13 protein-coding genes are annotated in these 18,511 nt (G+C 69.5%); 11 read left to right on the top strand and 2 right to left on the bottom strand.

Annotated elements, in window-relative coordinates; translation table 11 throughout:
- The first annotated feature begins 74 nt into the window (after positions 1 to 74).
- Complete coding sequence (locus tag ACOGI9_RS06415) at positions 75 to 3,101, top strand: TonB-dependent receptor (protein ID WP_419859035.1); 3,027 nt, start codon at positions 75 to 77, stop codon at positions 3,099 to 3,101.
- A gap of 51 nt (positions 3,102 to 3,152) precedes the next feature.
- Here ACOGI9_RS06415 and ACOGI9_RS06410 read toward each other — a convergent pair whose 3' ends face one another.
- Positions 3,153 to 5,678 (bottom strand): zinc-dependent metalloprotease, encoded by a 2,526-nt coding sequence (locus ACOGI9_RS06410; protein ID WP_419859034.1) that lies wholly within the window; start codon positions 5,676 to 5,678, stop codon positions 3,153 to 3,155.
- Between the two features lie 257 nt (positions 5,679 to 5,935).
- Here ACOGI9_RS06410 and ACOGI9_RS06405 point away from each other — a divergent pair, with 257 nt between their 5' ends.
- Complete coding sequence (locus ACOGI9_RS06405) at positions 5,936 to 6,838, top strand: hypothetical protein (RefSeq protein ID WP_419859033.1); 903 nt, start codon at positions 5,936 to 5,938, stop codon at positions 6,836 to 6,838.
- 79 nt (positions 6,839 to 6,917) lie between these two features.
- Here the strand turns inward: ACOGI9_RS06405 and ACOGI9_RS06400 are convergent, their stop codons facing one another.
- Positions 6,918 to 8,468, bottom strand: coding sequence for an SLC13 family permease (locus ACOGI9_RS06400; RefSeq protein ID WP_419859032.1), 1,551 nt, complete (start codon positions 8,466 to 8,468; stop codon positions 6,918 to 6,920).
- 244 nt (positions 8,469 to 8,712) lie between these two features.
- Between ACOGI9_RS06400 and secD the strand changes: the two genes are divergently transcribed.
- Genes secD through ACOGI9_RS06355 form a run of 9 tightly spaced genes read left to right on the top strand, consistent with a single transcriptional unit; the run spans position 8,713 to position 18,486 of the window.
- On the top strand, positions 8,713 to 10,434 hold the full coding sequence (gene secD / locus ACOGI9_RS06395) for a protein translocase subunit SecD (protein WP_419859031.1): 1,722 nt from the start codon (positions 8,713 to 8,715) through the stop codon (positions 10,432 to 10,434).
- A gap of 13 nt (positions 10,435 to 10,447) precedes the next feature.
- Positions 10,448 to 11,380 (top strand): protein translocase subunit SecF, encoded by a 933-nt coding sequence (secF, locus tag ACOGI9_RS06390; protein ID WP_419859030.1) that lies wholly within the window; start codon positions 10,448 to 10,450, stop codon positions 11,378 to 11,380.
- A gap of 16 nt (positions 11,381 to 11,396) precedes the next feature.
- Positions 11,397 to 12,188 carry a TatD family hydrolase gene (locus ACOGI9_RS06385; protein ID WP_419859029.1) on the top strand — a complete coding sequence of 264 codons (792 nt, stop codon included), beginning with the start codon at positions 11,397 to 11,399 and terminating at the stop codon, positions 12,186 to 12,188.
- Positions 12,185 to 13,957, top strand: coding sequence for a DNA mismatch repair endonuclease MutL (gene mutL, locus ACOGI9_RS06380; protein WP_419859028.1), 1,773 nt, complete (start codon positions 12,185 to 12,187; stop codon positions 13,955 to 13,957). The genes ACOGI9_RS06385 and mutL overlap by 4 nt, the downstream gene beginning before the upstream one ends.
- Before the next feature lie 26 nt (positions 13,958 to 13,983).
- Complete coding sequence (gene miaA / locus ACOGI9_RS06375) at positions 13,984 to 14,913, top strand: tRNA (adenosine(37)-N6)-dimethylallyltransferase MiaA (protein ID WP_419859027.1); 930 nt, start codon at positions 13,984 to 13,986, stop codon at positions 14,911 to 14,913.
- Positions 14,914 to 14,923: 10 nt separating this feature from the next.
- Entirely contained in the window at positions 14,924 to 16,078 is a 1,155-nt protein-coding gene (gene bshA / locus ACOGI9_RS06370; RefSeq protein ID WP_419859026.1) for an N-acetyl-alpha-D-glucosaminyl L-malate synthase BshA, read from the top strand.
- On the top strand, positions 16,075 to 16,875 hold the full coding sequence (locus tag ACOGI9_RS06365; protein ID WP_419859025.1) for an undecaprenyl-diphosphate phosphatase: 801 nt from the start codon (positions 16,075 to 16,077) through the stop codon (positions 16,873 to 16,875). Before bshA ends, ACOGI9_RS06365 begins: the two co-directional genes overlap by 4 nt.
- Before the next feature lie 7 nt (positions 16,876 to 16,882).
- Positions 16,883 to 17,701, top strand: a complete 819-nt coding sequence (locus tag ACOGI9_RS06360; protein WP_419859024.1) for a biotin--[acetyl-CoA-carboxylase] ligase — start codon at positions 16,883 to 16,885, stop codon at positions 17,699 to 17,701.
- Between the two features lie 5 nt (positions 17,702 to 17,706).
- Complete coding sequence (locus ACOGI9_RS06355) at positions 17,707 to 18,486, top strand: type III pantothenate kinase (RefSeq protein ID WP_419859023.1); 780 nt, start codon at positions 17,707 to 17,709, stop codon at positions 18,484 to 18,486.
- Positions 18,487 to 18,511: the final 25 nt, after the last annotated feature.

The following is an 18,511-nucleotide window of genomic DNA, read 5'->3' as shown; positions in this document are numbered from 1 at the left end:
AGCAAGAGAAGGAGTCGTCCATGCGGCCATGCCGGGTTCCGGTCTCCCGACGCGGGTCTACTCTCCTGTTCGCCGTGCTCGCGCTGTGCGGCGCCGCCGCGTCGGAAGCGGCCGCGCAGGCACAGGCGACGACCGGCGTGATCCGCGGGGTCGTCCGCGATCCGTTCGGTGCGCCCGTGGCCGGCGCCGCCGTGGTCATCGAGCATCGCGCGACCGGCTTCGCGACGACAGTCATGACGGGCTCGAACGGGGCGTTCGTGCGCACGCTCCTTCCGCTGGGCGTCTATGACGTCACCGCCCGGGCTCCGGGGCAGTTCGGCGACGAGCGCACCGAGGGGCTCGTCCTCCGCGTGGGAGAGGTCCTCGATCTCGTACTCGAATTCCGGCCCGTCGCGGTGTCCGAAATCACCGTGACGGCGGACCGGACGCCGCTCGTCGACACCGAGGATCCGTCAAGTTCCCATCGCCTCGCCGAGGAGGTCGTCGACAACCTGCCCAACAACGGCCGCAACTTCCTCGACTACACGCTCCTTACTCCGGGCGTATCCGTGTCGCAGGGTCCGGACGGCGAGGTCCTCAACATCGGGGGACAGCGGGGGATCTTCAACAACGTGTCCGTGGACGGAGCCGACTTCAACAACCCCTTCTTCGGCGAGCAGCGGGGCGGCCAGCGCCCGGCCTTCACCTTCAACCAGGACGCCATCGAGGAAATCGTCGTCGTGAGCCAGGGAGCGTCGGCGGAGTTCGGGCGCTCCGCGGGCGGCTTCGTGAACGTGATCACGAAGTCGGGCACGAACGAGTTCGCGGGCTCGGCGCACTACTTCGGCCAGTGGGATGCCATCTCCACGGCGTACCCGAGCGAGCGCGGAGGCGGGAAGCCCGAGTTCGGACGCGGCCAGTTCGGCTTCACGCTCGGCGGCCCGATCGTGCGCGACCGGGCATTTTTCTTCGTCGCCTACGACCAGCAGGAAGCGAGCGAGACGAAGCAGTTCACGCGCAACGTCGTGAACCGATCCGAACTCGAGAAGCTGGAGAACTTCCTGCGGACGCAGTGGCCCGGCCGGTTCGACGACGAGTTCGGTCCGATCCACCGCACCGACGACAACCGGGCGCTCGTGGCGAAGCTCGACTTCAACCTCAGCGACCGGCACCAGGCGTCCGTCAAGTACAACTACACCTGGTCCCAGCAGGTGAACGGGACGTTCGATGTGGATTCCTGGGGCCTCAGCGCCAACGGCCTCGAGGAGGACTTCTCCCACGCGATCAACGCGAGCCTCAGGTCGCAGCTTTCGAACACCGTCTCCAACGAGTTCCGCGTCCAGTATGCGCGCGAGGACCGGCCCCGGGGATACGCCGGCCCCCTGATTCCCGGCTCCGCCCCCCCGCCGCAGCCCGCCTTCGGCACGGTCGGTGGCCGTCCCTTCCCGGACATCGCGATGGACTTCGCGGACGGGTTCCGCATCGGGATGCCCTTCTTCCTCCCCATCGACCCGGCCTACGACACCCGGATCCAACTCGTCGACAACCTCTCCTTCCTCGCGGGCGATCACCTGTTCAAGGTGGGCGCGGAGTACAACGGGACGGGGGTCGGCCAGCAGTTCATCGGCTTCGCGAACGGCCTCTACAAGTTCTCCTCCGTCGACGGCTTCACGAACTTCGTCACGCAGGGGAACCGGTACGTCACCTGCTCCGACGGTTCCGACAGCGCGGAGGGCGTCTGTCCTCCGGGGACCGCGATCACCGGCCCCGTCCTCCTCTACCTGCAGGCCGTCACGCTGGGAGACACCCCGGCCGAGCAGCTCGGACTGCAGGACTTCTCGATGCACGAACTCGGGCTCTTCATCCAGGACACGTGGCGCCCGCGCGACAACCTGACCCTGAACCTCGGCGTGCGCTGGGAAGGGTCGTGGCACCCGGGGATGTTCATCGAGCCCGGGGACACCTTCTACGGACCGTGGATCGGGACCGCGGGCTTCCCGTCGGACGGGACGATCCCGGACGACCTCGACAACTTCCAGCCGCGGTTCGGGCTCGCCTGGGATCCGCGGGACGACGGGCGCACGCTCGTACGCGTGAACGCGGGGTCCTACTTCTCGCGCATCCCGATGCTCGTGTTCGCGCAGCACCGCACGACGAACGGCGCGTTCCAGGGCACGCAGTTCGCGGCCAGCGACGCGACCTTCCTTCCACCGCCGCCGCAGATCGGAGAGTTCCTTACGCCGCCACCGCCGGGCACGCCGCCCTTCCAGCCCGGCGTGAACATCGCGGACCGCAACCTCGAACTGCCGCGGACGTGGTCGTTCAACGTCGCCGTGGAGCACGCGCTGAGCGCGAACACCGCGGTGGAGCTATCCCTCCAGCACGCCCGCACGGACAACCTGTTCCGCTTCGTGGACCGCAACGCGGCCGAACTCGGGGCGCCCTTCGCGGAGGGGGCCGGCGGGCTTGGGACGGTCACCGTGACCGAGAGCAGCGCGCGCTCCCGTTACAACGCCGTCACGCTCGGACTGCGCGGGGACGGCGCGCTCGACGGGAGGCTGAGTTTCGACGCGAACTACACGCTGAGTTTCGACCGGTCGGACGACGATAACGAACGGGATCCGTTCAACTTCTTCTATGCGACCGCAACCGATTTCGAGCCCGAGTACAACTGGTCGATCCGGGACCGGCGGCACCAGATGACCGGCTTCATGCTCTTCGATCTCGGGCGCGGCGTCGTCCTGAACCACGTCTTCCGATATCTCTCCGCGTCGCCGATGTCGGCGAGCTGCGGTCCGACGGAGGCGAATCCTCTCGCCGCCCCGGCAGGCCAGCGGGTGGGAGCGCCGGCGGACCGCGTGTGCGCCGATGGTTCCGTCCTCAAGCGCAACACGCTCCGGCGGGAGAACGACTTCTTCACCTGGGACCTGCGACTTTCGAAGGCCTTCGACATCGGAGACGGGCGCACCGTCGAACCGATCCTGGAGGTCTTCAACCTGACGGGCGCCGACAACTTCCTCGACACCGCGCAGACGGGGCTCCTGTTCAACTTCGACGGCACGATCCGGAGCGGCCTCGGCGATACCCGCCGTGCGCAACTCGGCGTCCGCGTCCGCTTCTAGCCGGCGCGTTTTTTCCGACGTTCGGCCTCGGTCGCGCGCCCGCCCCGCGGCTCAGTCGGGATTGAGGATGTCGTCGATCCTGGCGAGTGCGTCGCGCAGGTGCAGTTCCGTCGTGCGGTCGAGCCGGCGCCGCAGCGTGCGTTCGATCGCATCCTGGAGCCCGTGGAGTTCGCCCCGCACGAAGGCCCGGATGTCCGACTGCGACACGTCCACCGAGGTGAAGAAGTCCGAGAGACCGCCGAAGATGAAGGTCGGGAGCGAGAGTTCCTGCGTCATCAGGTATTCGAGCCGCTCCAGGTGCCCGCGCTGGAGGTTCCGCCGGTAGACCCCGATCGGGGCGCCGGTCTCCAGCTCCCCCCAGATCGAGCCGCGCAGGTCCTCGAACAACTCGCCGAGGCTGTAGTGGTCATCCCCGTTGCGGGCTTCCGCCTCGATCAGCCGCTGCATGCGGCCGGGGTCGAGGATCAGGTTCACGACCCGCACCTGGATGCCCCGCATGCGGTCGACCGTCGACGGGTTCTCGATCTTCGAGAGGATATCCTCGTCGATCATCCACGTCGGCGGGTCGAAGGCCTGCCGGGCGAAGAAGTCCATGGCCCGCCGCTGCGTGGCTTCGTCCACGAACTCGTAGACCGCGCCCTCCTGCCCGATCCGCTTGTGCGTGCGCGTGACCCCGCCGACCACGGTCCCGACGTGCCCCATGTAGCGGTTCCACTGCCCGATGAGGTTGTTGTAGAGTTCCGCCAACTCCGCGTAGTTCTCTCCCTCGCGCCCGTCGCTGCTCCACTCGACGAGCCGGGGCAGGATCCGCTTGAGGTTCTCGATCCCGAGATCGCTCGCCTCCATCGCGTCGGAGCCGATGGCCTCCGTCTGCGAGGTCGGGTCGATCGGCGTCGAACTGCCGAAAGCGTAGACCGGGTCATCCTCGACCTCCCGGATCCAGGCGTCGAGCGTCGCGCGCTCCCCGTCCGCGTCCGCATCGAGGATCGGGCGGTAGCCCCAGTTGATCGAAAAACGGTCGTATTCGCCGATCCGCGGATCCACGCACGCGCCCTCGTCCTCCGGTTGCGCGACGTAGTTGAAGCGCGCGTAGTCCATGATCGACGGGGCGACCCCCTCCCGGCACACGAAGCCCGGGGCCCGCAGCGAATCCACGGGGAAGGCGGAACTCGACTTCATGTTGTGCGGGAGGCCGAGCGTGTGTCCGACCTCGTGCGCCGCGACGAAGCGGATCAGCCGGCCCATCACGTCATCGTCGAACAGCGCCCGTCGCGCCGCCGGGTTCACGGCCGCCGTCTGAATCAGATACCAGTTCCGCAGCAGGTTCGCGACGTTGTGGTACCACTGGATGTCGCTCTCGAGGATCTCCCCGGTCCGCGGGTCGTGCACATGCGGTCCGGAGGCGTTCTGAACCTGCGACGGGAGCCAGCGGATCACGGAATAGCGCACGTCCTCCGGGCTGAACTCCGGGTCCTCCTCGAAGGAGGGCGGCATCCGGCCCTGGATCGCGTTGCTGAAGCCCGCCGCCTCGAAGGCCTCCTGCCAGTCCTCGATCCCCTGGATGAGGTACGGCCGCCACTTCTCGGGCGTGGCGGGGTCGAGGTAGAAGATGATGGGCTTGACCGGGTCGACGAGTTCGCCGCGCCGGAAGGCCGCGGTGTCGCTGGGCTCGAGCCGCCACCGCGTCACGTAGGTGCGCGTGACGACCTTCTGGTCGCTGCGGCCGTAGTCCACCTGGTTCACGTTGAAGTAGCCCACCCGCTCGTCGAAGATGCGCGGCTGCATGGGCTCGTCCGGGAGCAGGACCATCGACTGGTTCATCTCGATCGAGATCGAGTTCGTGCTCGCGTTCGACGGAGGCGTCTGCGCGTTGTAGGTGAGGACGTGCCGCACTTCGACGTTGCGGGGGAAGCTCTTGATCCAGTCGACGTACGTGCGGTTGGAGTCCAGCGAGCGCACCCGGTACGCGTCGCGGCGGAACTGGCTCAGCCCGAACATCGGGGTGTCGGATTCGAACAGCGGGGTGGCGTCGATGACGACGCTCGTCGAGTCGTCGTTCAGCGCCTCGATGTCGAAGGCCCGCAGGATCGGTTCGAAGTTCGCGCCCCGCACGGCCCGCGCCACCGGAAGGGCCTCGTCCGCCACGTTCGTGTGTCGAACGACGCGGAGGAAGATCCGCTCGTTGTCGGGCCCGTTCCTCTCCCAGCGAAGGACCTGCGTATTCGCCTTCTGGCCGCCGTAGCCCATCCCCTCCGGAACCGACGCCAGGCGGCTCACGAGCAGGATCTCGCGCCCCAGGATCTCCTCCGGAATCTCGAACAGCCATTTGTCGTCCACCCGGTGGACGTGGACCATCCCCGAGTCCGTGACCGCTTCCTCAGTGACGACTTCGGCATAGGGCTCCGGCCCGTCTTCGTCATCCCCGCCGCCGCCCCGGGGGCCGGGTCCCCCTCCGCTCGAGGCGGACGGGGCGGGCGCGGGCCGGGCGAAGGGCCGGATGCAGCCCGTGGCCACGATGAGGAGCGAGAGCAGAAGGACGAGCGTGAGCGGGCGTGTACTGCGCGGAATCTGGACCATTCTGTCGACTTTCCGGTTCGGGGATGGCCTGGTCGGGCCACGGCCTGCGGCCCGGGCGCTCAACGTAAGCGGGGGCGGAATGGCGGGCCAATCTCGGCGGTCCGGCCGCGACGGTCGATCCGCGCGGCCCCCGCATTGACGGATCCGCCTTGAAACGCCTAACGTTCCGACAGTTACGCCATGTCTCGTCGACGATCTCCGCGGTGAAAGGCACGCGTGCGGAGGGCGCGACGTCATATCTCGAAGGAGGTACCCCGATGCGCATCCGGATCCTGGCTCCCTTTGCCCTGGCTCTGACCATCGCCTGCGGCGGGGCGGAGACGGAAGAGGCCGCGACGACGGAGGAGATGACGGAGGCGATGGACGACGCCCCGGCCATGCCCGACGCCGATGCGGCAATGGCGACGATCACGGACTATTGGCAGACCCACTACAACATGGGTCACGGCAGCATGGTCGCGAGCAAGTTTGTCGACGACGGAGTCCTCTGGGGTAGTTCGGGGGCCATGCTCTACGGAAGGGACGCGATCGGCGAGGGCCTCCAGTCGCGGATGGACGCGGGGGGTTCGGAGGTCGCGATCCACCCCGGCGCGGCGATGGCGTTCGGCGACCAGATCGTCGCGCGCGGACACTACGTGCTGACCGGCGGCGACGCGCGCAACTCCGGCTACTACATGGCCGTGGCGGAGAACATGGACGGAGAGTGGGCGCTGAAGGGGATGGTGGCCAATCTCGACACGCCCGACCAGACCATGTCGGCCGGCGCGATGATGGACATGCCGGAGGGGATGGGCGGTGACCTCATCCAGGCGAGCGGCGACTACTTCGTGACGCACTACAACATGGGGCATGCCTCCATGGTCGCGAACACGTTCACCGAGGACGCGGTCGCGATGCTGCCCGGCGAGCGGGCCCGCGAGGGCCGCGCGGCCGTCGAGGAGGGGCTGCAGGCGCTGTTCGACGCCGGCGTCACGTTCAGCGGAATGTCGGCCTGGTCCGCGCACGACCTGGATGACGGGCACGCGGTGGGCATCGGCACCTACGGCACCGAAGGCGCGGATGGGGCCGGCGGGGGGCACTACGCGGCGCTCTTTTCGCGCGGCGAGGACGGGAGCCTGATGCTGCACTGGTTCCTGATGGGCGCCCACCAGGGGATGTAGTCACCTTCGTACCGGTCGGGTCGTCTCGGCAGGCGACCCGGCCGGCATCCCTCCTTTCCGGCCCCCTGCGCGGCCTTCGCTAGGGGGTCGGCGCCGCCCAGTCGGGGAGGACGCCGGGTTCGATCCCGAACAGCAGCGGTCCCAGGGCGTAGAAGATCAGCGTGATCACGACCGCGCCAATGAGGTTGAGGAACATCCCCGCCCGCGCCATCTCCGCGATCCGCACCCGGTTGCTCCCGAACACGACGGCGTTGGGCGGCGTCGCCACCGGCATCATGAAGGCGCACGAGGCGGAGAGCGTCGCCGGGACCATCAGCAGGAGCGGGTGAACGCCGGTCGCGACGGCCACGGCCGCGAAGATCGGGAGCACCATCTCCGTCGTCGCGGTGTTCGAGGTGAGTTCGGTGAGGAACGTCATCGCGAGGCAGATGACGAAGATGAGAACGAGCGGCGGCACCGCCGACAGTCCGCTGAACCCCTCTCCGACGAACCGCGCCAGCCCCGTGGTCTGGAAGCCGTGCGCGAGGGCGAAGCCTCCCCCGAACAGAAGCACGATGTTCCAGGGGAGCCGCCGCACCACTCCGGGTCCCATGACCGTGGCGGACTTTGCGCCCGGCGACCTCGTCGGGACGAGAAAGAGAATGCAGGCCATCGTGATCGCGACGGTTCCGTCGTCGATCAGGTCCCCGTAGGGCAGGAGCGACGACCAGCCCGGGACCGTGAACCGGCCGATCTCGATCGGCGCGCGGAACACCCACAGCAGGGCCGTCGCGGCGAAGACGGCGAGGATCGCCCGCTCCTCGAAGGCGACGCGGCCGAGCTTCCGCATCTCGGACTCCACGACGTCGCGGTCGACGGAAACCTCCTCCGGCACGCGGAAGAAGACCCGCGTGATCAGGATCCACGCGAAGACCAGCATGAGCGCCGCGATCGGCAGCGCCATGACGAACCACACCCCGAAGGAGATATGCGGGGCGTCCGGGAAGGTGATCGCGAAGATGCGCTGGAGAGAGAGGTTCGGCGGCGTGCCGACCAGCGTCGCGATCCCGCCGGCGGAGCAGGCGTACGCGATTCCCAGCATGATCGACACGGAGAAGGCGCGCGTCGGGCCGCGCCCGAACTGCTCCTCCATGCGGAGGATGACGGCGAGTCCGACCGGGACCATCATGATCGCGGTCGCCGTGTTCGAGATCCACATGGAGAGGAAGGCCGCCGCGAGCATGAAGCCGAGCACGATGCGGGCGGGGCCGCCGCCCACCGCGCGGATGACCCAGAGCGCGATCCGCCGGTGTACGTCCCACTTCTCCATCGTGAGCGCGATCATGAAGCCGCCGAGGAAGAGAACGATCGTGCTGTTGAAGTAGATGGGCGCCGTCTCCCCTGTCCGTTCGATCCCGAGGATGGGGAAGAGGAGAAGCGGGAGCAGCGCGGTCGCGAACAGCGGAATCGCGTCGGTGATCCACCATGTGGCCATGAGGACGGCCACCGCCGCCATGCGGGTGACCTCCGGCCGTCCCGGCTCGAGGTCGAGCAGCATCATCAGCAGGAAGAGGAGCGGTCCGAGCCACAGCCCGATGCGCTGGCCGCGCGAGCGCGTCGCGGACCTGTTCTCCGAACGGTTGTCTGCCATGCGCTTCCTCGCCGCTCCGGGCCCCGGGGTTCGACCCCGTCCGAGCGAGGTCCGGCGCGCGCCGCCCGAGATGGCGCGCCGCGGCGGAGGAACGTACCATCCGGCGCGGGACGCCGCGTAGTTTCCTCTCACGGGCCGCTGGGCTAGCTTTGCGTCCCTTTGCCACGGGCCGCCAGGCCGGGGTCGCTCGTGCCCCCGCCTCGGGCCGCGATCACGAGACCCACGAAGAACGGTGACAATCTAGATGTTCGGTTCGGTACGCTGGCGATTGGTCTGGATCGCCGTTCTGGTAACGATTTGCGGTTTCGCCCTGGTTCCCGAGACCATCGTCGACGAAGTCACGGGCGAATCCGAGCGGGTGTGGCCGCTCAAGCTCGGACTGGACCTGCAGGGGGGCATGCAACTCACGGTCGAGATCTACGACCCCGAGGGCGCCCTCAGCGGTGAGGATCTCGACGATGCGGTCGACCGCACGCTCACGACGATTCGGAACCGGATCGACGAGTTCGGCGTCCGCGAGCCGACGATCCAGCGCTCCGGCAACCGCATCATCATCGAGCTCGCGGGGGTCGACAACCCGGAGCAGGCGAAGCGGATCGCCACGGAGACCGCGTTCATGGAGTTCAAGATCGTCACGGACGGTCAGGATTTCATGGAGGCCCTGGAGCGGATCGACCGGGCGATCGTGAACGAGGTGGGGATCGAGAACCTCCAGGTCACGACGCTGGAGACCGAGCCGGAGGTCGACCTCAGCGACATCCTCGGCGGCGCCGCCGATTCCGCCGCGGCGGAGGATGCGGCCAACGAGGAGGAGGCGGTCGAAGGGGAGGACCCGGCCGCCGGGGAGGATCCGGCCACCGATTCGCTCGCGACCGAAGAGGAGGCTGCGGACGCGGTGGATGAAGCCACCGCGCGGCCGCTCTCGGCCCTGCTCGGACAGGGACGGATCCTGGGCGAGTATCTCGTGCCGCAGGAGGATCAACCGACCGCGGCGGCGTGGCTGGAACTCGAGGGCGTGCGGGAAGCGCTCCCCAGGGGCGTCACGCTGCACTGGGGAGTGGAGCAGGTCGGGGCGGGCGCGGGATCCTACGTGCCGCTCTATGTGCTCGAGGCGGAGCCCCTGATCACGGGCGACATGCTTCAGGATGCGGGGCCGGCGAACCGCGACCCGACCTTCAACCAGCCGATCGTTCCCTTCGAGACGACGCGGCGGGGCTCGCGGGTGTTCGAGCGCGGCACGGCGCGCAACATCGGCGAGAACATGGCCATCGTCCTCGACGACCGGGTCCAGAGCTACGCCGTCATCCGGAGCGTTCTGAGCCGGCGCGCCCAGATCGAACTCACCCCCGGAGCGTCCTTCCAGGAGGCGCAGGAACTCGCGCTCGTCCTTCGGGCCGGTGCGCTGCCCATGCCGATCGAGGTCGTCGAGGAGCGCAACGTGAGCGCCTCGCTCGGCGAAGACTCCATCCGGCAGGGCCGCACCGCCTTCATCATCGGGATCGTCGGTGTGATCATCGTCATGATGCTCTACTACCGGGCGGCGGGAATACTCGCCGTCGGGGCGCTGCTCACATACGTCATCTTCATGCTGGGCGGTCTGGCCGGCCTCGAAGCGACGCTCACGCTGCCGGGCATCGCGGGTCTCATCCTCTCCATCGGAATGGCGGTGGATGCGAACGTTCTCATCTTCGAACGGGTGCGCGAGGAACTCGCGGCGGGGAAGACGCCGCGTACGGCGGTGGACGCGGGATTCGGCAACGCCCTGTCGGCGATCATCGACGCGAACCTCACGACGCTCATCACCGGGATCATCCTCTTCCAGTTCGGGACCGGCGCGGTGCAGGGCTTCGCGGTGACGCTCTGCATCGGGATCCTCGCGTCGTTCTTCTCCGCGATCTACGTGACGCGGACGCTCTTCATCATGTACCTGAACCGACGCGGCTCCCGGGAGTCCGTGAGCATATAGGAACGAAGTCACCATGAGGGTCTTCCAGAACGCGAACTACAAGTTCCTCTCCATGCGCCGGCCGGCGTACTTCGCGTCGGCCGCGATCATCACGATCGGCCTCCTGTCGATCGTCTTTCGCGGCGGGCTGCGGACCGGCGTGGAGTTCACGGGCGGCGTCCTGCTCGAGGTCCAGTTCTCGCAGACGACCGATGTGGGCCAGATCCGTGACGCCCTGACGGACGGGGGCACGACGGGCGTCCAGATTCAGCAGTTGCGGACGGTCGGAGCGGAGACGTACGACTTTCTGCTGCGCGTGCCGGTCGGGGAGGAAGAGGACCAGAACGCGATCCGCGACCAGATCAGGGCAAGCCTCGAGACGCAGTACTCCGCCGGGAGCTTCGAGATTGCGCGGGGCGATACGTTGAGCGCCAAGGTGGGCGACGAGTTCCAGCGCACCGCGGTCATCGCCGTGCTGCTGTCCTTCCTCCTGACCCTCATCTACCTCGCCTTCCGTTTCGAGTGGCGGTTCGGCGTCGCGGCCGTCATCGCGACGGTGCACGACATGCTCATCACGTTCGGGTTCATCTCGCTGTTCGACATCGAGATCAACCTCGCGACGGTCGCCGCGATTCTCACGATCATCGGCTATTCGCTCAACGACACGATCGTCGTCTTCGACCGCGTGCGGGAGAATCTCAGAAAGAAGCGGAAAGAACCGTACGACGCGACGCTCAACCGCAGCCTGAACGAGACGCTGCCCCGCACGGTCCTCACCAGCGGCACGACGCTCATCGCGCTGTTCTCGCTGGTCGTGATCGGGGGCGCCGTGATTCGGCCCTTCGCGGGCGTGCTCATCATCGGCGTGCTCATCGGCACCTATTCCTCGATCTTCGTCGCGTCTCCCGTTCTCCTCGAGATTCACGACCGGGCGCGCAGGCGCTCGGCGATCGCCGCCCGCACGTAGCCGCACCGGGCCAACGGTGACCGGTACGGGAGCCGGGACGACGCTCTTCGATTCGCACCTTCATCTGACGGCGGCCCGCTTCGACCCCGATCTGGACGAGGTCGTGGACCGGGCCCGCGCGCGGGGCGTACGCCGGATGGTCACGGTCGCCTCGGACCCCGAGGACGCCGGGCAGGCTGCGGCGCTGGCCGCGCGGACGCCCGGTCTGTGGGCGACGGCCGGGCTCCATCCCCACGCGGCGGACCGGACCTCGGCCTCCCTCATGAGGGAGATCGAGCGCATCGCCGAAGCCCCTGAAGTCGTCGCGATCGGGGAGACGGGCCTCGATTTCCACTACGACAACGCGGCCCGGCGGGCGCAGCTGGCGAACTTCGAAGCGCACCTCGGGCTGGCGGCCCGGCTCGGTCTGCCGGTCGTCGTACATTCGCGCTCCGCGGAGGCCGAGACGGCGGAACGGGTGAGAGAGCACGGCGACGGCGCCGCCGGGGTGCTGCACTGCTTCACGGGAGGCGACGCACTCCTCCGTGCCGCCCTGGACGCGGACTGGTACGTCTCCTTTTCGGGCCTCATTACGTTCGTCCCCGAGCTGGCCGAGTGGGCCCGTGCGGTGCCGGCGGACCGGCTCCTCATCGAGACGGACGCCCCCTACCTCGCGCCCGCCCCACGCCGCGGCCGCCGAAACGAACCCGCCTACCTCACGCACACGTGCGAACGGTTGGCGGCGGTGCGCGGCACGTCCTTCGAGGAAGCCGCGGCGCTCACGGCGGGGAACGCCCGCCGCTTCTACCGCGTGGAGGACGCGGCGTGAGCCGTCCGGGGGCGGGAGGGGTGCAGATCCTGCCCGACCACGTCGCGAACCAGATCGCGGCGGGCGAGGTCGTGGAGCGTCCCGCCTCCGTCGTCAAGGAACTCGCCGAGAACGCGGTCGACGCCGGGGCCCGTCGCGTCGAGGTCGCGCTCCGCAACGGCGGCAAGACCGAGATCCGGGTCTCGGACGACGGGAGCGGGATGAACCGCGAGGACGCCGTGCTCGCCCTGGACCGGCACGCGACGAGCAAGATCCGGAGCGTGGATGACCTGCGAAGCGTCCGCTCCTTCGGCTTCCGTGGCGAGGCGCTGCCCTCCATTGCGGCGGTCAGCCGTTTCGAACTGCACACGGCGCTGAGTCCGGAAGAGGGCGTGCGGGCCCGGGTCGACTTCGGGCGCATCCGCAGCGTCGATGACGTACCGCGCCGGCGCGGCACGACGGTGACGGTCCGCGCCCTGTTCCACGACCTCCCGGCGCGCGCGAAGTTCCTCAGGAGTTCGGCCGCAGAGACGCGGGCCGCGGGCGAGGCGCTCGTGCTCCTCGCGCTCGCGAACCCGGCCGTCGGCTTTCGGCTCGAGTCGAATCGCCGCGTCTCCATGGATCTCGCCCCCGCGCGGGACTGGCTCGGACGGATCGGACAGCTGTGGGGCGACCTCGCCCCCACGCTCATCCCCGTGGAAGCTGCGGGCGGCCCCGTGCGGGTCCGGGGCTTCATCCAGCGGCCCGATGCGGCGCGCGCGAGGGGAGGGCGTCGATACACCTTCGTGAACGGCCGTCCCTTCCGGGATGCCGCTCTCCTGCGGCTCGTGGATGACGCGTTCCGGACGACGGTCGTGGAGGGTCTTCGGCCCAGCCTCTTCCTGCGCATCGAGACGCCGCCCGCAGCGGTCGATGTCAACGTCCATCCGGCCAAGGCGGAGGTGCGTTTCCGCGACCGCGAGAGCGTCGAGACGGTGGTTCGCGATGCCGTGCGCGACGCGCTGGCGGGGCTCGATTCGACGAAGCCGGTCGGAATCCCCGGCGCCACGCCGCGTGCCGGGCGGGCCCATCGAACGTCCTCTCGCGGCGAGCCGCCGGCGGAGATGCCGCAGTTCGCGCTCTTCGTCTCCGGACGGGACGACGCGGGCGAACCGGGCGAGCCGGGGGCCGACACCGGTGCGCGCGGGCAGGGGAGCGCCGCGGAGGCGCCGTTCGCCGGTCCGGAACTGTGGCAACTCCACGACCGTTACATCCTGGCCGCTACCCGGGAGGGACTCCTCATCGTCGACCAGCACTCGGCGCACGAGCGCGTGCTCTACGAGGAGATCATGGCGCGGTTCGAAGCCGGGGGGGGCACCTCCCAGGCGCTGCTCTTTCCCGTCACCCTGCAGTTCTCGCCCCCGGAGGCCGAGGCGCTCGAAGATCTGGCCGGATTGCTCGCCCGGCAGGGTTTCGAGCTGGAGCCGTTCGGCGAGCGGACCTGGATCCTGACCGCGGCCCCGCAGCCGCACTCCCGGTTCGACGCGGAGCGCTGCCTGCGCGAGATGGTGCGGGAACTGGCGGAGGGCTCGCCGCTCGTTGACACGGCGCGCAACCAGCACGAGCGCCTCGCGAAGAGCATGGCGTGCAAGGGAGCCATCAAGGCCGGCGAGCCCATTTCCCCGGAAGAGGCGAGAGAACTCTTCGACCGGCTGTTCGCGACCCCGCTGCCCGGGCACGATGTCCACGGCCGCCCGACGATCGTGCGCCTGAGCGTCGAGGAGCTCGACCGGCGGTTCGGCCGCGGGTAGCCGCCGCGCCCGTGGGGATTTCGCCCGTGCCGGTCATCGCGGGGCCCACCGCCTCGGGCAAGACGTCCGTCGCCATCGAGGTCGCGCGCCGGCTGGACGGCGAGATCATCTCCATGGACAGCCGACAGGCGTACCGCGGCTTCGTCATCGGGACCGCGGCTCCCTCCGCCGACGAACTCGCCGCGGCGCCGCACCACGGCGTCGGCTTTCTCGACCCGCACGAACGGTACGGTGCGGGGCGCTTCGCGCGCCTGGCGGACCGCTGGCTCGCCGGGATCCGCGCCCGGGGCCGCGTCCCCATCCTCGCCGGCGGGACGGGGCTGTTCCTGCGTGCGCTCACGCACCCGATGTTCGCGGAGCCCCCGCTCGAACCGGCACGCCGCACGGCGCTGCACGCCTGGCTGGAGGCGCTCGAGCGCGAGGAACTGGCGCGCTGGGCGGCCCGCCTCGATCCGGCACTGGCCTCGCGGCGCCGTCCGCTCGACCGGCAGCGCGCGGCGCGCACGGTGGAACTCGCGCTCCTGACGGGCGAGCCGCTCACCCGCTGGATGACGAGCGCCCCGCCCGAACGCCCGCCGCTGCGGACCGCGACCTATGTGCTGGAGTGGCCCGCCCCGCTCCTCCGCGAGCGGATCGAGCGTCGCGCCGCGGCGTTGATCCGCGGTGGCGCCTGGCCCGAAGAGGTGCGCGACCTCCTGGCGCGCGGCCTCGACGGATCGCGCGCCTTCGACGCGCTGGGCTACGCGGACGTCGCGGCGCTCGTCCGGGGCGAGGCGGGGCCGGACGAGACGATCGAGCGCGTGTCGAGGGCCACCTGGCGCTACGCCCGCCGGCAGCGGACATGGTTCCGGCACCAGGTCCCGGAGAACGCCGTCGTGCTTCGGTCGCTGGACGAGTCGACGACACCGGGACAACTTGCCCGCCGCATCGCAGCCGACTGGCGCGAATCAGGATGAAGACGGGACGATGAAGATCGGGATCACGTGCTATCCGACGTACGGAGGCTCCGGGGCGATCGCCACCGAGCTGGGGCTCGGCCTCGCCCGCAGGGGGCACGAGGTACACTTCATCTCCTATGCCCAGCCGTTCCGCCTCACCCACTTCATCGACGGCGTCTACTTCCACGAAGTCGAGGTCAATCGCTACCCGCTGTTCGAGTATCCTCCCTACTCGCTCGCGCTGGCCGTCACGATGCACGAAGTGGCGCGGCGCGAGGGACTCGACCTCCTCCACGTGCACTACGCGATCCCGCACGCGACGGCGGGATGGATCGCACGCGACATGCTCCGGGACGGCGGCCGCGACGTGAAGCTCGTCACGACGCTGCACGGCACCGACATCACGCTCGTGGGCCAGGATCCGTCGTACTGGTCGATCACCCGCTTCTCGATCGAGAAGTCCGACCGGATCACCGCCGTCTCCGAGTGGCTCCGCGAGCGGACGCACCGCGATTTCGACTGCAGCCGCTGCGCCATCGAGGTGATCCCGAACTTCGTCGATCCGAAGATCTACGACCGCGAGCGCCACCGCGGCCGGCACCGGCTCGCGCGGGCCGGAGAGAAGGTCGTGATGCACATCTCGAACTTTCGTGCCGTCAAGCGGATCCCGGACCTCATGGAGATGTTCGCGCGGATCCAGCGCGCCCTGCCGGCGCGTCTCATCCTTGTGGGAGACGGTCCGGAGCGGCAGCGCGCCGCGGAGATCGCCGCGGAACTGGGCATTGCGGAGCGTGTCGTGTTCCTCGGCAAGATCGACTCCGTCGCCGAACTCCTCGCCGGCGCGGATCTCTTCCTGCTCCCGAGCGAGCAGGAGTCCTTCGGTCTGGTGGCGCTGGAAGCGCAGGCTTCCGCCGTTCCCGTGGTGGGGTCCTCCGGGACGGGCCTCGACGAGGTCGTCGAGCACGGCGTGACCGGCTACCTCCATCCGGTCGGCACGGTCGACGCGATGGCGACATCGGCGATCGGGCTGCTGAGCGATGAGGCGCGCTGGGACGCGTTCTCGCGCGCTGCGCGGGACCGGGCCCTCGAGCGCTTCACGATCGACCGCATCGTCCCCCGCTACGAGTCCCTCTACCGCGACGTCCTCGCCGGCGGACACGGCTCCGGGGTTCCCACCGGGTGAACCCGCTCGAAGCCTTCGTCCTCGGCGTCGTCCAGGGCCTCACCGAGTTCCTGCCCGTGTCGAGTTCCGGGCATCTCGTGCTCGGGCAGGCGCTGTTCGGGATCGAACTCCCCGGCGTCGTGTTCGAGGTCAACGTGCACGTCGCGACGCTGTGCGCCGTGTGCTGGGTATACCGCGGACGGCTCGCGGAGCTGGCGCGGGGTGTGTGCTCGGCGGATCGCGGGAGCATCCGCGATGTCGGACTCCTGGCCGCGGCCACGCTCCCCGCCGCCGCCATCGGGGTCGGCCTGCGGGACGCGCTGGAGCCCACGTTCGAGCGGCCCGTGCTCGCGGCGGCGATGCTGCTCGTCACCGGCGCCGTCGTCTGGTCGATCCGGCGCCTGTCTCGTCGGGGCACGCGCGCGCGGCCGACCGTCGGCGGGGCGCTGGCGATCGGTATGGCGCAAGCCTTCGCCATCCTGCCCGGCATTTCCCGTTCCGGGAGTACCGTGGCCGCGGCGGTTGCCGCAGGCGTCGAACCCCGCCGCGCCGCCGAATTCTCCTTTCTCCTCTCCATCCCCGCGATCGGGGGGGCGGCGGTGCTGCAGGCGCCGGAACTCGGGGAGGCCGGACTCGCGGCCGGGATGCTGCCCCTCGCGGTCGCCTTCGCCGCCGCGGCCCTGTCAGGGGTCTTCGCCATTCGTATCTTCCTGCGGATGCTTGAACAGCGTGTATTCCACCGCTTCGCCTGGTACTGCTGGCTCGTCGGCGGAGGATATTTGGCGGCGGCGGCGATCTGGCCGGCGCTTCGCGGATGACCGTCGAATGACTGACGTCGGAGCGACCATGCTCACAGAAGAGGCGGGAGACTGGGCCGGAGAGCCCGTCGCCGCGCTGCGCGAGCACTGGGGCCGGGAGTCGGTCTTCGCCTTCGACCGCATCCCTTCGACGAACGATCTCGCCCGCGAACTGGCGGAAGCCGGGTCGCCGTCCGGCACGATCGTGCTCTGCCGCCAGCAGACGGCCGGGCGGGGAAGGGCGGGCCGGAGCTGGGCCTCTCCGGCGGGGGCCGGCGTCTATCTCAGCATGGCGTTCCGACTGCGCGAAGCCACCGTCCCGCCGCTCGTCACGGTCGTGGCCGGGGTCGATCTGGCTCGCGAACTCAACCGGCGCTTCCCGGGGCTGGCCTCGGCCGTGAAGTGGCCCAACGACCTCATGGCGCGGGAGCGGAAGCTCGGCGGCATCCTGGCGGAGACCGCCCGGGCCGACGGGAGGGAGGCGTTTCTCGTCGTCGGCGTCGGCATCAACGTCGAGTCCGGCCGGCTGCCGGACGAGGTGGACGGGGCCGTGGCCCTTGCCGACTGCGTGGGTCCGGCGCGCCTGGTTGATGTCGCGGACGCGGTGGTGGCGGGACTCGAGCGGCGACTCCCCCGTGCACCGACTTCGCTCGATGCGGCGTCGCTCGATGAGCTCGACCGTCTCGACTGGTTGAAGAATCGCTGGGTCGAGCACCGGCTCTCGGACCGCGAACCCGCCGTCGGCCTCGCGGCCGGGATCGCTCCGGACGGCGCCCTCCTGCTCCGGCCGCGCGGAGGCGCCCTGCGCCGCGTCGTCGCGGGCTCCATCGCTCTTGGCGGAAGCTGATTCTCATGCTCCTCACCGTAGACATCGGGAACACCGAATCCGTCCTCGGGTGGTTCGAGGATCTCACCCCCGTGCACACGTGGCGGATCGCGACCGACCGCCGCCGAACGGCGGACGAGATCGGACTCCAGATCCTGGGACTCCTCGGAGCCCGGCAACTGCCCGCTCCGGAGCGGATCGTCGTCGCGTCCGTCGTCCCCACGCTACACCGCGTCTGGCTCGCGGTGGGGAGGACCCTCGACGCCCCGCTGTGCTTCCTCAACGGCGGCTCCCCCATCCCCGTCCGGCTGGACGTCGACCACCCCCTCGAAGTCGGCGCCGATCGCATCGCGAACACCCTCGCCGCGGCGGAACTCTACCGTCGCGACACCGTCGTCGTGGATCTCGGGACGGCGACGACCTTCGATTGCATTACCGCCGATGGCGTCTTCGTGGGCGGCGTCATCGCGCCGGGGCCCACGGCCGGAACGGACCAGCTCGCGCGCGCGACGGCGCAACTCCCGCAGATCCATGTGGAGAAACCGGCCCGGGTCATCGGCCGCAACACGAAGGACTGTCTGCGGAGCGGCGGGTTCTACTCGGTGGTGGAGGGGATCGACGGCATCGTGCGGCGGATCGTCGAGGAATGGGAGCGGCAGCCGCTGATCGTGGCGACGGGCGGACTCGCGCGGGTCGTGGGACCGCACTGCCGCACCGTCGACCGCATCGAACCGGCGCTGACGATCACCGGCCTGGCGATCGCGGACCGGTACCTGTTCGGACCGCCGGCCGGCTCCGACGGCTAGCTGCCACGGGCCGCGAACGTCCCGC

Source organism: Candidatus Palauibacter irciniicola (assembly GCF_965208695.1).
Lineage (GTDB): Bacteria > Gemmatimonadota > Gemmatimonadetes > Palauibacterales > Palauibacteraceae > Palauibacter > Palauibacter irciniicola.
The sequence above is the reverse complement of the archived record's forward strand: the minus strand, read 5'-3'. Positions and strand labels throughout refer to the sequence as shown.

Bases quoted from the DNA above. Each gene is read 5' to 3' on its own strand.
- secF (WP_419859030.1), top strand. From the start codon at position 10,448: ATGAGGGTCTTCCAGAACGCGAACTACAAGTTCCTCTCCATGCGCCGG.
- ACOGI9_RS06410 (WP_419859034.1), bottom strand. From the start codon at position 5,678: ATGGTCCAGATTCCGCGCAGTACACGCCCGCTCACGCTCGTCCTTCTG.
- ACOGI9_RS06355 (WP_419859023.1), top strand. From the start codon at position 17,707: ATGCTCCTCACCGTAGACATCGGGAACACCGAATCCGTCCTCGGGTGG.
- bshA (WP_419859026.1), top strand. From the start codon at position 14,924: ATGAAGATCGGGATCACGTGCTATCCGACGTACGGAGGCTCCGGGGCG.
- ACOGI9_RS06360 (WP_419859024.1), top strand. From the start codon at position 16,883: ATGACTGACGTCGGAGCGACCATGCTCACAGAAGAGGCGGGAGACTGG.
- secD (WP_419859031.1), top strand. From the start codon at position 8,713: ATGTTCGGTTCGGTACGCTGGCGATTGGTCTGGATCGCCGTTCTGGTA.
- ACOGI9_RS06400 (WP_419859032.1), bottom strand. From the start codon at position 8,468: ATGGCAGACAACCGTTCGGAGAACAGGTCCGCGACGCGCTCGCGCGGC.
- ACOGI9_RS06405 (WP_419859033.1), top strand. From the start codon at position 5,936: ATGCGCATCCGGATCCTGGCTCCCTTTGCCCTGGCTCTGACCATCGCC.